Annotated in this window: 13 protein-coding genes and 1 riboswitch; of the genes, 10 read left to right on the top strand and 3 right to left on the bottom strand. The window is 71.5% G+C overall.

The features are described from left to right. The first annotated feature begins 10 nt into the window (after positions 1-10). From ACIQCZ_RS10100 to ACIQCZ_RS10085, 4 genes are read left to right on the top strand one after another with little or no spacing between them, the layout of a single operon-like run. Positions 11-970 carry an ABC transporter permease gene (locus ACIQCZ_RS10100; protein ID WP_382943603.1) on the top strand — a complete coding sequence of 320 codons (960 nt, stop codon included), beginning with the start codon at positions 11-13 and terminating at the stop codon, positions 968-970. Then, a complete protein-coding gene (locus ACIQCZ_RS10095) occupies positions 967-1866 on the top strand; it encodes an ABC transporter permease (RefSeq protein ID WP_376273313.1) in 900 nt (299 codons plus the stop codon). The genes ACIQCZ_RS10100 and ACIQCZ_RS10095 overlap by 4 nt, the downstream gene beginning before the upstream one ends. Next, a complete protein-coding gene (locus tag ACIQCZ_RS10090; protein ID WP_402281154.1) occupies positions 1863-3572 on the top strand; it encodes a dipeptide ABC transporter ATP-binding protein in 1710 nt (569 codons plus the stop codon). Before ACIQCZ_RS10095 ends, ACIQCZ_RS10090 begins: the two co-directional genes overlap by 4 nt. After that, positions 3569-4504, top strand: coding sequence for an ROK family protein (locus ACIQCZ_RS10085; protein WP_402281151.1), 936 nt, complete (start codon positions 3569-3571; stop codon positions 4502-4504). The genes ACIQCZ_RS10090 and ACIQCZ_RS10085 overlap by 4 nt, the downstream gene beginning before the upstream one ends. Before the next feature lie 213 nt (positions 4505-4717). Here the strand turns inward: ACIQCZ_RS10085 and ACIQCZ_RS10080 are convergent, their stop codons facing one another. Then, the gene (locus ACIQCZ_RS10080) at positions 4718-5704 is read right to left on the bottom strand and encodes an aldo/keto reductase (RefSeq protein ID WP_402281149.1); all 987 of its coding nucleotides are present in this window, start codon (positions 5702-5704) and stop codon (positions 4718-4720) included. Between the two features lie 225 nt (positions 5705-5929). Between ACIQCZ_RS10080 and ACIQCZ_RS10075 the strand changes: the two genes are divergently transcribed. From ACIQCZ_RS10075 to ACIQCZ_RS10060, 4 genes are all read left to right on the top strand, one after another. Further along, complete coding sequence (locus tag ACIQCZ_RS10075; protein ID WP_402281147.1) at positions 5930-7402, top strand: PHB depolymerase family esterase; 1473 nt, start codon at positions 5930-5932, stop codon at positions 7400-7402. A gap of 426 nt (positions 7403-7828) precedes the next feature. Next, a complete protein-coding gene (locus tag ACIQCZ_RS10070) occupies positions 7829-8281 on the top strand; it encodes a hypothetical protein (RefSeq protein ID WP_402281146.1) in 453 nt (150 codons plus the stop codon). 327 nt (positions 8282-8608) lie between these two features. After that, positions 8609-9208 (top strand): ArsR/SmtB family transcription factor, encoded by a 600-nt coding sequence (locus ACIQCZ_RS10065; protein WP_402281144.1) that lies wholly within the window; start codon positions 8609-8611, stop codon positions 9206-9208. After that, positions 9205-10521 (top strand): MFS transporter, encoded by a 1317-nt coding sequence (locus ACIQCZ_RS10060; protein ID WP_402281142.1) that lies wholly within the window; start codon positions 9205-9207, stop codon positions 10519-10521. The genes ACIQCZ_RS10065 and ACIQCZ_RS10060 overlap by 4 nt, the downstream gene beginning before the upstream one ends. A gap of 311 nt (positions 10522-10832) precedes the next feature. Here the strand turns inward: ACIQCZ_RS10060 and ACIQCZ_RS10055 are convergent, their stop codons facing one another. Beyond that, complete coding sequence (locus ACIQCZ_RS10055) at positions 10833-11066, bottom strand: ferredoxin (RefSeq protein WP_402281140.1); 234 nt, start codon at positions 11064-11066, stop codon at positions 10833-10835. Next, positions 11066-12526, bottom strand: coding sequence for an aldehyde dehydrogenase (locus ACIQCZ_RS10050; protein ID WP_402281139.1), 1461 nt, complete (start codon positions 12524-12526; stop codon positions 11066-11068). The genes ACIQCZ_RS10055 and ACIQCZ_RS10050 overlap by 1 nt, the downstream gene beginning before the upstream one ends. A gap of 316 nt (positions 12527-12842) precedes the next feature. On the opposite strand from ACIQCZ_RS10050, the gene ACIQCZ_RS10045 reads away from it, so the two are divergent. Together ACIQCZ_RS10045 and ACIQCZ_RS10040 are read left to right on the top strand one after the other, a co-directional pair. Beyond that, the gene (locus tag ACIQCZ_RS10045) at positions 12843-13268 is read left to right on the top strand and encodes a lipocalin-like domain-containing protein (protein ID WP_402281137.1); all 426 of its coding nucleotides are present in this window, start codon (positions 12843-12845) and stop codon (positions 13266-13268) included. Positions 13269-13551: 283 nt separating this feature from the next. Next, complete coding sequence (locus ACIQCZ_RS10040) at positions 13552-14607, top strand: MBL fold metallo-hydrolase (RefSeq protein WP_402281136.1); 1056 nt, start codon at positions 13552-13554, stop codon at positions 14605-14607. A 174-nt stretch (positions 14608-14781) separates the two neighbouring features. Beyond that, a riboswitch (cobalamin riboswitch) is annotated at positions 14782-14917 on the top strand. Positions 14918-14998 lie beyond the last annotated feature (81 nt).

Here is a 14998-nt window from a genome sequence, read left to right as displayed (position 1 = left end):
CGGAAAACACATGAGCACTTCCTCGTACCTGATCAGGCGGGTCCTCCAAGCCGTCGTGGTGATCGTCATCGTGACGATCGTGGTCTTCGGTCTGCTGCACGCCCTGCCCGGGGGTCCCGCTCGCGGGATCCTCGGCCCGCAGGCCACGGCGCAGCAGATCGCGTCCTTCAACCACGAGCAGGGCCTCGACAAGCCCCTTCCCGTGCAGTACTTCTACTATCTGAACCAGCTGCTGCACGGCGACCTCGGAACCTCGTACACCCTCAATGAGCCGGTCTCCCAGCTCATCACCGAGCGGCTGGCCAAGACCCTGCTCCTCACCTCCCTGTCGGCGATTCTCGGCCTCGTGCTGGCCATCCCGCTGGGCATGTGGCAGGCCGTCCGGCGCAACAAGCCGGTCGACTACGTCATCACCACGCTGAGCTTCATCGCCTACTCCACGCCCGTGTACTTCCTCGGGCTGATCCTGGTGATGGTGTTCAGCCAGGCGCTGCCGTGGTTCCCGTCCCAGGCCCCGCAGGGGGACACGCTCGCCCAGGTGTTCTCCGAACCGCAGGCGCTGGTGCTGCCGGTCGTCGCCGGTGCCGCCTCGATGATCGCGGTGTTCAGCCGCTACATGCGGGCGGCCACCCTGGAGAACCTCTCCGAGGACTACGTCAGGACGGCGCGGGCCGGCGGTTCCCGTTCCCGCGCCATCCTGTGGCGGCATGTGTTCCGCAACTCGCTGACGCCGGTGGTCGCCATGCTCGGCTACTACGTGCCGGTGCTGTTCGGCGGCGCCCTGGTGGTCGAGCAGCTCTTCAACTACCCCGGTATGGGGCTGCTCTTCTGGACCGCCGCGCAGTCCTCCGACTACCCGGTGCTGCTCGGCTGCGTGCTGGTCATCGCGGCCGCCACGGTGGTCGGTACGCTCCTCGCCGACATCGTCCAGCGGATCATCGACCCCCGAGTGAAGGCAGGCCGGGCATGAGCGCCGCCATCCAGCCGGGCCAGGCGCCCGGCACGGCCACCGCCGCCGCCACGGCGTCCGGCTCCCGGCTCGCCGTCCGGCGCTTCCTGCGCAACCGGCTCGCCGTGGTCGGGCTCGGCGTCGTGGTCTTCTTCTTCCTGCTCTGCTTCGTCGGTCCGCTGGTGTACTCCACCGACCAGACCCACACGATGCTCCAGCAGGTCAACCTCGCCCCCAGCGGCTCGCACTGGCTCGGCACCGACGCGGTCGGCCACGACGAGCTGGGCCGGCTGATGTACGGCGGCAAGGTGTCGCTGATCGTCGGTCTCGCCGCAGGCATCCTGGCCACCGTGATCGGCACCCTGTGGGGCGCCGTCGCCGGCTACGCGGGCGGCTGGGTCGACGCGGTCATGATGCGGATCGTCGACGCGGGGATCGCCATCCCGGCGCTCTTCATCCTGCTGGTGGTCTCCGCCATCACCACCCCGGGCCTGACCGGACTGATCGTCCTCCTGGGCTTCGTCTCCTGGCTGGTGCCGTCCCGGCTGATCAGGGCCGAGACGCTCTCCCTGAAGAACCGCGACTACGTCCTGACCCTGCGGGCCATCGGCGGGACGCACGCCCGGGCGATCACCCGGCACATCCTGCCGAACTCGGTCTCGACCATCATCGTCGCGGCCACCTTCCAGATCGCCGACGCCATCCTGCTGGTCGCCTACGTCTCCTACCTGGGACTGGGCGTCCAGCCGCCGGCCACCGACTGGGGCGGCATGCTCTCGGCCGGTCTCACCGCCGCCTACTCCGGCTACTGGTGGCTCATCCTGCCGCCGGGCCTGGCCATCATCCTGGTGGTGTGGGCGTTCAACGCGATCGGGGACGGGCTCCGCGACGCATTCGACGTGAGGGGACGCGGATGACCGCCACCCAGGGCTCCGCCGCCCCGCAGGCCGGGCCGATTCTCGAACTCGACGACCTCGGTGTCGTCTTCACCACCGAGACCGGCGAGGTACCGGCCGTGCGGGGTGTCTCCCTGCACGTCCGCCCCGGCGAGACGCTCGCCCTGGTCGGCGAGTCGGGTTCCGGCAAGTCCACCATCGCGCTGGCCGCGATGGGCCTGCTGGACGGCAACGCCCGTGCCACCGGCAGCGCCACCGTCGCCGGCCACCAGGTGGTCGGTGCCCGCGAGGCCGACCTTTCGGCGCTGCGCGGCCGGACCGTCTCCATGGTGTTCCAGGAACCGGCCACCGCGCTCGACCCGCTGACCCGGATCGGCAGGCAGATCGCCGAGGTGATCCGCAACCACCGCAAGGTGTCCGCCAAGGAGGCCGCCGCCGAAGCCGTCGAACTCCTCCGCAAGGTCGGCATCCCGGAGCCGGAGAGGCGGGCCACCGCCTACCCCTTCCAGCTCTCCGGCGGACAGCGCCAGCGGGTGGTCATCGCCATGGCCATCGCCAACGAACCGGCCCTGCTGATAGCCGACGAGCCGACCACCGCGCTGGACGTCACGGTGCAGGCCGAGATCCTCGACCTGCTGCGCCGGCTCGCCGTCGAGACCGGCACCGGTGTCCTGCTGGTCACCCACAACATGGGCGTGGTCGCGGACTTCGCCGACCGGGTCGCCGTGATGTACCACGGCGAGATCGTGGAGACCGGACCGGTCGAGGACGTACTGCTCCGCCCGTCCCACGAGTACACCGAGCGGCTGCTGGCCGCGGTGCCCCGGCTGTCGGTCGCCGAGCAGGGCCGGCCGGCCGCGCCGGCTGCCGCCGCCCGCCCGGACACCGACCCGGTGGTCGAACTCCGCGACATCTCCGTGGTGTTCGGCCGTGGCAAGGGCGCCGTGCGCGCCCTGGACGGGGTCTCGCTCGCCGTACACGCCGGGGAGACCCTGGGCCTGGTGGGTGAGTCGGGCTCCGGCAAGTCGACCGCGTCCCGGGTCGCGCTCGGTCTGATCCCGCCGAGTTCCGGCACCGTCACGCTGTTCGGCACCGACCTGGGCAGCACCCGGTCCCGGGCCCGCCGGGCGCTGCGGGCCGGTATCGGTGTGGTTCTCCAGGACCCGGTGGCGTCGCTGGACGCCCGGATGACGGTCGGCGAATGCGTCGCCGAGCCGCTCAGGGTGCACCGCCGCGAGCTCTCCGCCAAGGACCGCCAGAGCAAGGTCGCCGACGTCCTCGACCGGGTCCGGCTGCCGCGTGAACTCGCGCGGCGCGCACCTCGGGAGCTGTCGGGCGGTCAGCGCCAGCGGGTCAGCCTGGCCCGCGCCCTGGTTCTGGAGCCCCGGCTGCTGGTCGCCGACGAGCCCACCAGCGCGCTCGACGTGAGCGTGCAGGAGGCGGTGCTCGAAGTGATCTCCGAGCTCCAGCACGAGCTGGGCTTCGCCTGTCTTTTCGTCTCCCACGACCTGGCCGTCGTACAGCACTTCGCGCAGCGCGTCGTGGTGATGCGGGCCGGCCGGGTCGAGGAGCAGGGCCCCACCGGGGCGACCCTGCTGCACCCGGAGACCGACTACACCCGCCGGCTGCTGGCCGCCGTGCCGGTGCCCGACCCGGTGATCCAGCGCGGTCGCAGAGCCGAACGTCTGGCCACCCTGGCGGCAGGCCGTACGGAGGCGCAGGTATGAGCTTCCGTGACCGTACGCTCTTCGCCGGAGTGGACATCGGCGGCACCACGACCCAGGTGGTGGTCTGCGCCGAGGACCTCACCGTGCTGGACCGCGCGGAGGTGGCGACCCCGGCGGCCGACGGCGGCCGGGCCATGATCGGCGCGGCCCTGGGCGCGCTGGCCCCGCTGCTGGAGCGCACCCCCGGCCGGCTCGCCGGTTGCGGGGTCGGCGCGGCCGGCGTGGTGGACTCCGCCACCGGCCGCATCCTGGTGGCCAGCGACTCCTTCACCGGCTGGGCCGGTTTCGCGGTGACGGACGCCGTCGAGGAGGCGCTGGGCGTCCCGGCGTTCCTGGACAACGACGTCAACGCCTTCCTCTACGGGGAGGTGTGCGGCGGCGCCGTGCGCGGCGAGTCGGACGTCCTCGGGATGACGCTGGGCACCGGCGTCGGCGGCGCGCTGTGGACCGGCGGCGCGCTGTTCGCCGGGCCGCACGGCGCGGCCGGCGAGATCGGGCACATCCCCGGCTTCGGTGATCTGCTCTGCTCGTGCGGCGGCCGGGGCCATCTGGAGACCCTGGCCTCCGGCCGTTCCATCGGCGCCCGTTACGCGGACCGCACCGGCCGCCGACTGACCGCCCGCGAGGTCGCGCAGGCCGCCGACCGCGGTGACCAGGACGCCCTCGCGGTGTACCGGGCCGCCGGTGCCGGGATCGCCCGGGCGATCGTGATGACGGCGGGCGTCGTCGACATCACCACCGTGGTGATCGGCGGCGGGGTCAGCCGCGCCTGGCCCCTGCTGGAACCCCTCATCCTGGCGTCGCTGGCCGCCGACCCGCCGGTCAGCGGCCACCCCGTCCGGCTGGTCAGGGCCTCCCTGGGGGCCGACGCCGTACCGGTCGGCGCCGCGGCACGGGTGCGACAGGAATTCGCGACGAGGGTCGAGGTCTGAGAGCCTGTCGGGTGACCTCCGACCGGGCGGCCACGCCCCGGCACGCACGTTTCCCGCATTGTCGTCGGTCACCCGACAGGCTCTGAGGAGGCCGGTCGTGGCTCGCGCGCCTACGCTCCGATGCTGTCGTGTCCGGATACGCCGCGGCATCGGAGCGGGCGGCGTGTCGACCGCTTCGGGGACGGGGCGATCTGGGCGCCGGGTCCAGGGCCGTCAGTGGGCCGCGTCCAGCACCGCCCGCTGCTCCGCGGTCAGTTCCAGGTCCACCGCGGCCAGGCTCTCGTCCAGCTGCGCGACCGAGGAGGCCCCGACCAGCGGGACGAACGGGATGTCGCCACCGATGAGCCAGGCCAGGACCACCTGGTTGACGGTCGCCCCGGTCTCCTCGGCCACCGCCCGCAGCGCCGCCTGCCGGACGGGCGTGCCCGGGTGGTCGAACTCCGGGCCCAGTGGCTTGTCCGTGCGGACGTAGGCCCCGGCCAGCAGCGGGGAGTAGGCCACCGGCACGAGCGAGGGCTCGGCCCGCAGATAGCTGAGCAGGTCCCCGCCCGCCACGCCCTCCTGGCCGTCGGGGGAACGCCGGCTCGGCGCGTCCGTGCGCCGGCGCAGATAGGTGTGGTGGTACTGGAGGACGTCGTACCCCGGCAGCCCGGCGTCCGCCGCGATCCTGCGGGCGCGTTCCACCTGCCACGCCCAGTGGTTGCTCACCCCGAGCAGGCCGACGGTGCCTTCGGTGACCAGCTCCGCGAAGGCCTCGACGGTCTCCGTCATCGGCACGCTCCGGTCCTGGACGTGTGCGTACAGCAGGTCCAGCTTGTCCACGCCGAGGTGCTCCCGGCTGCGCTCCGCGGACTCCCGTATCACCTCGGCCGAGAGTCCTGCGATGCCTTGGGAGAAGTCGGTGGCGGGGGCGTTCGGCCGGGCCCCGAGCTTGGTGGCGATGACGATCTCGTCCCCGACACCGCGGCTGCGGCGCCAACGGCCGAGCAGCTGCTCGCTCTCCCCGCCCCGGGTGCCGTTGATCCAGAACGCGTAGTTGTCGGACGTGTCGATGAAGGTTCCGCCGGCCTCGGCGTACCGGTCGAGGATCGCGAAGGACGTCGCCTCGTCGGTGCGTGTGCCCATCAGCATCGCGCCGAGGCTGAGCACGCTCACCTCCCGGCGGGTGGCGGGGTCGGTGCCGATGGTGCGGTAGCGCATGCGGGGTCCTTTCCCAACTGCCCGTACCTGTGCGGGCGTCGACGGGAGTCTGCGTGTTGGAGCGCACTCCATGTCAACGAGCGCAAGAGCGGCGGCGCACACAGCCACGCGCGGGCAGTGTCCGCGGGGCCCATGGGCGCGCCGGACGGGGGCTCATAGCGTCCGCCCCGCACTCGCCCGCATCGGACAGCCCGCACTGTCCGAACCTCACACAGGGAGGCACCCGTGCGCCCATCGACCCTGCGACGCCTGCTGCGGCGCGTCGCGACCACGGCCGTCCTCGTCCTCGTCACGGCGACGCCGAGTACCGTCGCGGCCGTACAGCCGGCCGCCGCCGCCGGCGGTCTGCAGCAGGTCACCGGCTTCGGCTCGAACCCCGGCAACCTCCGGATGTACGAGTACGCCCCGGCGAATCTGTCCGCCGACGCGCCGCTGGTCATCGCCCTGCACGGCTGCACACAGACCGCCGACGACTACTACACGAACTCGGGCTGGCCGAAGTACGCCGATCTGTGGGGCTTCGCCGTGGTCTTCCCGCAGACCACGTCCGCCAACAACGCGTTGTCCTGCTTCGGTTGGTTCGACCCGGCCGAGGACACCAGGGGCAGGGGCGAGGCCGCCTCGATCGTGCAGATGGTCGAGTACGCGAAGCAGCAGTACGGCTCGGACGCCCGCCGGGTGTACGTCACCGGCCTCTCGGCGGGCGGCGGGATGACGGCCGACCTGCTGGCGGCGTACCCGGACGTGTTCGCGGGCGGCTCCGTGGCCTCGGGGCTGCCCGCCCAGTGCGCGACGAGCCAGTCGGCCGCGTCCGGCTGCCAGACGGGCCCGCAGAAGCTGACGCCCGCGCAGTGGGGCGACAAGGTACGCGGCTCCTACCCCGGCTACTCGGGCCCCTGGCCCCGCGTGGCGATCTGGCAGGGCACCTCCGACTACACCGTGTACCCCGCCAACGCCACGGCCCTGCGCGACCAGTGGACGGACGTCTGGGGCATCGGCCAGACCCCGTCGTCCACGGACTCGCTCCCCGGGAACACGACACGCAGCGTCTACGACGACGCCTCCGGAAGGCCCGCCGTGGTGACGTACTCCGTCTCCGGCATGGGCCACGGCCTGGCGGTGGCTCCGGGCTCGGGCACCGACCAGTGCGGTACGACCGCCGCGTACTTCCTGAGCACCATCTGCTCGACGTACCACACCGGCGTCTTCTGGGGCCTGGACCGGGGCGCACCCGGTGGCGGCGAACAGCTTCCCGCCCCGTCCGGCCTCCGGGTCGCGTCCGTCACCGCGAACAGCGCCTCGCTGTCCTGGAACGCGGTCCCGGGCGCGGCCTCCTACACGGTCCACCGCGACGGCACGAAGGTCGCCTCCCCCGCCTCCACGACGTACACGGACACGGGGCTCACGGCCGGTACCGCCTACCGGTACACCGTGACGGCGGTGGACGGATCGGGCACGTCCGGTGCCGCCTCACCGCCGGTGACGGCGACCACCACCGGCTCCGCACCCGTGCGCTGCTTCACCGCGACGAACTACGCGCAGGTGACGGCGGGCAGGGCGCACACCACGGGCGGTCATGTGTACGCCAACGGCTCGGGCGAGAACATGGGCCTGTACAACGTCTTCGTCACGCACACGCTGAAGGAGTCGCCGGCCGGGTATTTCGTGGTCGCGGACAGTGGCTGCGCGGCCGGTTGAGCCGGGTCCGCGATCGAACCGGGATCGCGGGGCACGGACATCGTGGCCGCGCCGGCAATCCCCTCACCATGACATCGTTGTACTGACTCACGACTTCCGGAACACGAGTTACCGATTATCGTCGCAGGCGGTTTCCTTTCGCGCCTATCAGGACTACCGGCCAATTCGTCCCTCGCTGTCCTTCGACGCCGGCGTCCGCCCCGTTCGCCCCCTCGCCAGGGGGATCAAGCCGCCCCAGAAGCCCGCACACTTCGCGAACTCACGGCCGACTATCCGTACATCGGCAGTGAAATCAGCCAACTCACCATTGAGGAGACCGTTTCACGGATGAAGGCCGCGCGTGCCGGGATCCACGGCCCCCCACATTCGGCTTGTTTTGCGTTTATTCATGTTCGTGTGCGCCATGGTGCGTGACACCCTTGGGCGGTGCTGCTCACGGATCAGGAACACCGCATCGAATTGCGCCCGCTGCGCTATCAGTTCCCGGTGGTCGTCGGCGACCGGTACGACGACAACTGGTTGGTCGTCGAGGGCGAGGTGACCACGCCCGAGGCCAGTTGGTCCTTCACCGACCCGTGCCTGCTGACCGGCGAGGCGCGTCAGATCTCGCCGTGGCTGCGCGCGGCCGGTGGCGAGACGCTGACGGGCACGCTGCCGGATCTCGCCTTCCTGGAGCCCGTTCTGTCCTTCAGTCACGCCGCGGGGGGCCACGGCGCCGGGGCGGTCCGCGTGCACCTCTGCTACGAGGCGTCGCCCGTGTGGCGGGAAGGCGACAAGGGAGAGGACGAGTTCGTCATCGAGATCAGGACCAGCACCGAGGAGCTGCGCCGGGCCGCGGACGAATGGGACCGCCGCCTGGCTCCCTTCCCCTCCCGCTGACCCGGGCGCGCCCGCCCGGTTCCGGGCCGGCTCGCAGGCCGTTTCCCGCAATGCCCCTCGGACGACGTCGAGTCGGGTGCACGGACGGACCGGGTCCCCGGATGCCTTCGTGCACCCGGGCGACGGCACGACGACCGCGGGCCCGGCGTCTCCCCCCGGAGACCGGATCGCCGTCCGGGGCGAGGTGCCGGGCCGGGGAGGGGACGGGGTGAAGTGCCGGGCCGGGGAGGGACGGGGTGCGGTGCCGGGCCGGGGAGGGACGGTGAGCGTACGCACATTCAATGTGAGAGTTGACTCTCACATTTTATGAGAGGACACTCTCACGTCATGGATTCCAGGAATCGGCTGGGCGATGTCGAGATCACCGATCCGCAGGCGATGCGGGCGTTGGCACATCCGGTGAGGCTGGCGATCCTCGACCGCCTCCACCGGCACGGGCCGGCGACGGCCACGCAACTCGCGCCCCATGTCGGAGCGACTCCCTCGGTGACCAGTTGGCATCTGCGGCACCTGGCAGGCTTCGGACTGGTCCGGGATGCCGAGGCCGGGGCGGACCGTCGGCAACGGCGGTGGGAGGCGGCAGCGCGCGGTTTCCGGTTCGAGGCGCCGGAGGGCGAGGAGGGCAGGTCGGCCGCGCGGGCGTTGTCCCGGGAGATGTTTGTGCGCTACGGAGATCTGCCGAGCAGGTGGGTGGCCGAAGTCGAGCCCGGCCTGGACCCGTTGTGGCAGAGGGCTGCCGGTCTGGCCAACACCCGTGTGGTCGTTTCGGCGGAGGAGCTTGCGGCGATCCAGGACGCCATCGAGCAGGTGCTCGCGCCTTACGTGACACGCAACCCTGCCGAGCGTCCGGCCGGAAGCCGCGGTGTCCAGCTGATGCGCTATGCCCTGCCGGAGCAGGACGAGGAGCAGGCCGGCGGGACACCGTGAGCGCCCCGGCGGCGGGCGCCCCGATATCCCTGTGGCGTGACCGGCGCTTTCGCCGGTTCTGGGCGGGGCAGTCGATCTCGGAGTTCGGCGACCGGATCACCGAACTGGCACTGCCGCTGATCGCCGTGACAGCGCTGAGCGCCTCGGCCAACCAGGTGGCGTGGCTGACCGCGCTCGTCTGGACTCCGAATCTGCTCGCGATCGTTCTGGGGGCTTGGGTCGACCGCCGGGTCCACAAGCGCCGCCTGATGGTCTTCGCCGATCTGGTGCGCGGCGCGGTGCTGCTCAGCCTCCCCGTCGCATACCTGCTCGACGCGGTGAGCCTCGGTCAGTTGTATGCCGTGGCGGTGTCGACCGGCACCGCGGCGGTGCTCTTCAACACCGCCTATCCGCCCTTCTTCGCTCATCTCGTGCCCCGCTCGTCCTACGTCGAGGCGAACAGCAGGCTCAGTGCCAGCCGGTCGGTGTCGCACGTGGTCGGCCCGGCGGTCGGCGGCGGTCTCGTTCAAGCGTTGACCGCACCCTTTGCTGTCGTCGTCGATGCCTTGTCGTATGTGGCGTCCGCGTTCCTGATAGGGCGGATCCCGCTCGATGAATCGCCCGCCGGCACCGACGAGGCAGCGGTTCCTTCACTGCTACGACGTGCCCGGGAGGGGATGACCTTCGTCACGCGGCACCCGGTGCTGCGCGCCGGGCTCTGCTGCGCGATGACTGTCAACTTCTTCACCTTTGTCGCAGGCAGCGGGCTGATGGTCCTGTTCGCCAGCCGCGTCCTGGGGCTGTCCGCCGGAGTGATCGGACTGGCCCTGGGGGTCGGTTCGACCGGCGCCTTCCTCGGCGCCGTCCTCGCCCCGAGGATCTCGCGACGTATCGGAGTGGGGCGCAGCATCGTCGTGGGAGCCGTGCTGTTTCCGGCGCCCATCGCCGTCGCGGCCGGCGCGGGAGGCCCGCTCTGGGCCCGCGCCGGAGCACTGGCCGCGGCGGAGTTCCTCTCCGGGATCGGCGTCATGCTCTTCGACGTCAACCTCAACTCCCTCCAGACCAGCGTGATCCCTGATGGCATGCGCAGCCGTGTGGCGGGCGCGTTCAGCACCGTCAACTACGGCATACGTCCCCTCGGAGCCGTCGTCGGCGGGTTGCTCGCCACCACCTTCGGCCTGCGGACGACACTCCTCATCGGCGCCGCCGGGGGAACGCTGTCCGTGCTCTGGCTACTGGCTTCACCGATACCGCGCATCCACTCCCTGACTCCGGATGACATGGCCGCTCCGAGCGGCGACGCCGGACCGGACCATCGCCCGACGCCGTGCTGACCCGTTGACCATTCCGGCCGGCGAGCGCGGGCGGGCCGTCCCACAGCGGCCGGTGCGCATCGGGTACGCCCGCACCTCGACCGCCCGCCGGGAACCGTCGAGCCCGAAGCCCTCAATTGCTGACAAGTACCTTTGCCAAGGGCTGTCCCGTAACCCCTGGTGGAGAGCGCGCGGCGTCGGATGCGGTGCATCGCGAGGCGGAGGGACGTCCGCATACCGGATGTATGCGGTTGTTCCGACAACGCGGCGAGGTGCCGTAGCTGTCGTCGTGCGCCCGCCAGGGGTTACGGGACAGCCCTTGGAACACCATTTCAGTCCTCCGGCGGGAAGACGACCTCCCCCGAGCCGATCAGCGTGATCGTGATCGCCTCGACCGGGCATCCCTCGGCCGCCGCGAGCACCTGCTCGTTGGCATCGGTCTCCGGGGCCGACGGACGGGACTGCCGGGCGGAATCCAGCGCGAACCCTCCCGGGGCGTGGTTCACACACATTCCGGAACCGATGCAGACCCCGCGGTCGACCTCCACGGCCCAGCGGTCCCCCATCACGCCCCCTCGTATCCGGCCGGCAGATGAATCATCTTGTGCTCGAAGTACTCGGCGTACCCCTCGGGCCCGAACTCCCGCCCCAGACCGGAGTTCTTGTACCCGCCGAAGGGACCGAGCATGTCGAGGCTGAAGGTGTTGACGCTGTACGTGCCCGTTCTGACCCGGCGCGCGATGTCGATGCCGCGCTCGGTGTCGGCGGTCCAGACGCTGCCGCTGAGGCCGTACTCGGAGTCGTTGGCGATCCGTACGGCCTCGTCCTCGTCACCGTACGGCAGGAGGCAGATGACGGGACCGAAGATCTCCTCGCGGGCGACGCGCATGGAGTTGTCGACGTCACCGAAGAGGGTCGGCTCCACGTACCAGCCCCGGTCCTGGGACGCCGGACGTCCGCCGCCCGTGAGGATCTTGGCGCCCTCGTCCTGGCCGATCCTGATGTAGTCGAGCGACCGCTGCTGCTGGCGCCGCGCGACGAGGGGGCCGAGTTCGGTGGCGGGGTCGAGCGGGTCGCCGACCTGCAGCGCGCTCGCGGCGGCGGCGAACGCCTCGGCCGTCTCGTCGTAGCGGGAGCGCGGGACGAGGATGCGGGTCTGGGCGACGCACGCCTGGCCGTTGATCATCCAGGCGAAGGGAACGATCCCGGCGACGGCCGTCTCCAGATCGGCGTCCGGGAGGATCACGGCGGCGGACTTGCCGCCCAGTTCCAGTGTGACCCGGGTGAGGTTGCGGGAGGCGACCTCCATCACCCGTCGCCCGGCGGCCACGGACCCGGTGAACGACACCTTGTCGACGCCGGGGTGCCCCACCAGGTACTCGCTGACCTCGCGGTCGGCGGGCAGGATCGACAGCACCCCCTCCGGCAGCCCGGCCCCGGCCACGATGTCGGCCAGGACGTAGGCGTCCAGCGGGGATTCGGGCGAGACCTTGAGCACGGCGGAGCAGCCGGCCAGCAGCGCGGGCGCGAGCTTCGCGGCGGCGGTGAACTGCGGAACGTTCCACGGCACCACGGCCGCGACCACCCCGACCGGCTCCCGGCGCACCAGCAGCGGCCCGAGAGCCCCGTCCCGGCGCTCCTCGTACGGGAAGGTGCGGGCGACGGTGATCGCCGCGTCCCACACCATCATCGCGGCGAGCGCCTGCACCATGACGCTCGATGTGTACGGGGTGCCGTTCTGCGAGCTGACGACCCGGGCGATCTCCTCGTACCGCACGGCGAACGCGTCCTTGATCCGGGTGATCACCACGATCCGCTCGTCCAGGGTCATCCGCGGCCAGGGCCCCTCGTCGAACGCCCGCCGGGCGGCGGCGACGGCCCGGTCCACATCCCCCTCGCAGGCGTGCGGCACCCGGCCGATGACCTGTTCGGTGTGGGGCGACACGACCTCGATGACATCCCGGCCCAGCGGATCGACCAACTCCCCGCCGATGAACAGTTTTCCGTGTTCGACAAGCTCGGTCATGGCTGCTGCCTCCCGCGACCCGGCACGTTACCTGACTCCGTGTCAGAACTGATACCAGTTCCAGTTCCAGGAGTCCACGGCTTCGACGACGCGCGCGGCCGGACGGCCGCCGTCGCACCACCCGGGCTTTCGCGGCACGCCCCTCGCTTCCACGGTGTGCCGCACGGGTAGGGACGAGAACGACCCCGTCCCCCACGCACCCGCTCCAGAGGTTCCGAATTCCGCCGGCTCAGAAGGGAAACACGTGCGCACCCCATCCCGCACCGAACCGAATCACCCATCCACCCCGGGGCCAGGCACCTGGGAACACCCCCTCGTGGGTGCCTGGTTGCTGAGCACCTTCGCCATCATGGACGCCTCCGGCGACACGCTCGAACACCCCCTCGGGCAGAGTCCGACAGGACTGATCACCTACACCGCCGACGGCCACATGTCGGTGAGCGTGCTGAACCCGGACCCCGAGCCCTCCCCGGAGGAGGGGACGGCCGGACCGGTCGACACCGCGACCCTGTTCAGGACTTCTCCGTACCTGGGATACGCGGGCACCTACGAGGTGACGGGCGACCTGGTCGTCCACCATCTGCGGATAGCGTCCTTGCGCCCATGGGTCGGCACCACGCAGGAGCGCCGGTGGCGGGTGGAGGGGGACCGATTAACCCTGCTCCCCCCGACCGAGGGAGCCGGCGACGGCGCGCGCGCCCCGCGACTCGTGTGGCACCGGCCGGCCGCGGACGCCGCATGAGCGACGAGTGATCCGGGTCACCGGCCGCCCGGCCGGTGACCCGGCCCCACCGCCCGGCGCGGGGCTCCGGCCGTACGGACCGCCCCGCGCCCGGTACCCACCGGCACGGCCGTCCCGTGATCCCGTGCACCCCGAACTCCCCGGGCACGCCGGGCAGATGGACGTACCGACAGATGGTCGACCGGGGCTACTACTGTAACAAGTTCTCGTTACAGTGGGCGCGGTGCGCCGCACGCCGTACGTCCGGTGCGCCGACCAGGCCTCGAAGAGAGATGGGGAGCCCATGACGCAGGTGACCGACCATGGCGGGGGCGTGCACAGCATCAAGGTCCCCATCCCTGACAATCCGCTCGGCCACACCCTCGTCCATGTCCTCGACACCGATCGCGGGCCGGTCCTGATCGACACGGGCTGGGACGATCCGGAGGCGTGGGACACCCTCACCGCGGGGCTCGACGCCATCGGTACGGGCATCGGCGACATCCACGGTGTGGTCATCACCCATCACCACCCCGACCACCACGGCCTCTCCGGCCAGGTGCGCGAGGCGTCCGGGGCCTGGATCGCCATGCACGCGGCGGACGCCGCGATCGTGCGCCGCACCCGTGAGGCCCGGCCCAGCACCTGGCTGTCGTACCTCTTGACGAAGCTCACGGCGGTCGGTGCGCCCCAGGAGCATCTCGCGCCGCTGCGGGCCGCGGTCGAGGGCGGCCGGATGCGCACGCTGCCGGGGCTGCGGTCCGCGCTCCCGGACCGGGAGATCGTTCCGGGTGAGCTCCTCGGCCTGGCGGGCCGCCGACTGCGGGCGATCTGGACTCCGGGGCACACGCCCGGTCATGTCTGTCTGCATCTGGAGGAGGAGCATCCGCGGAATCTGCCGGGCCGGGGGCGGCTGTTCTCCGGGGATCATCTGCTGCCGGGGATCAGCCCGCACATCGGGCTGTACGAGGACCCGGACGCCGCGCCGGGCACCGCCCCGTCCGCCGGGGGAGACCCCATCGGTGACTACCTCGGCTCGCTGGAGCACATCGGCCGGCTCGGCGTGGCGGAGGTGCTGCCCGCCCACCAGTACGCGTTCACGGACGCCGCGGGGCGCGTACGGGAACTCCTGGACCATCACGAGGAACGGCTGACCGGACTGCTCAAGCTGCTGGCCACCCCGCTCACGCCGTGGGAGCTGGCCGAGCGGATGGAGTGGAACCGGCCGTGGGAGCAGATCTCGCACGGTTCGCGGAACATCGCCGTCTCGGAGGCCGAGGCGCATCTGCGGCGTCTGGTCAGGCTGGGGCGCGCACAGGCGGTGGCGGGGAGCGAGCCGGTGACGTACATCGCGGTGTGAAGGGCGCGGCGGGCCGTCGGGCAGGGGGCTCGTTTCGCCCTCTCCCGGCCACCCGGGCACCGGCACGGGCCGGACTTCCGGCGAGCGCGGTGCGACGTCGCCCGTCGGGCCCCCGGGGCCGCGCCCGTCCCGTGGGGGACGAGCCCCCGGACGGCCCCGGAACCCGTCCGACCCCGCCCGGTAGAGTGTGCGGGTCGTCATCATGCCCGTTCAGGGGGAAGCCGGTGCGAATCCGGCGCTGACCACGCAGCCGTGAACCGTCGTCGCAGACGGTGAGCCGGAATGCCCTGTCCGCGGTCGTGACCGGCTCGCGACCTCCGGAACCCCGGTGGTCGGCACCGTCGAGGTATACGGAGCCGGAGCCTGGTGCCTGAGCGTGCCTGTGCCCGGT

Origin of the sequence: Streptomyces sp. NPDC093149, assembly GCF_044754145.1 — a bacterium.
Lineage (GTDB): Bacteria > Actinomycetota > Actinomycetes > Streptomycetales > Streptomycetaceae > Streptomyces.
The sequence above is the reverse complement of the archived record's forward strand: the minus strand, read 5'-3'. Positions and strand labels throughout refer to the sequence as shown.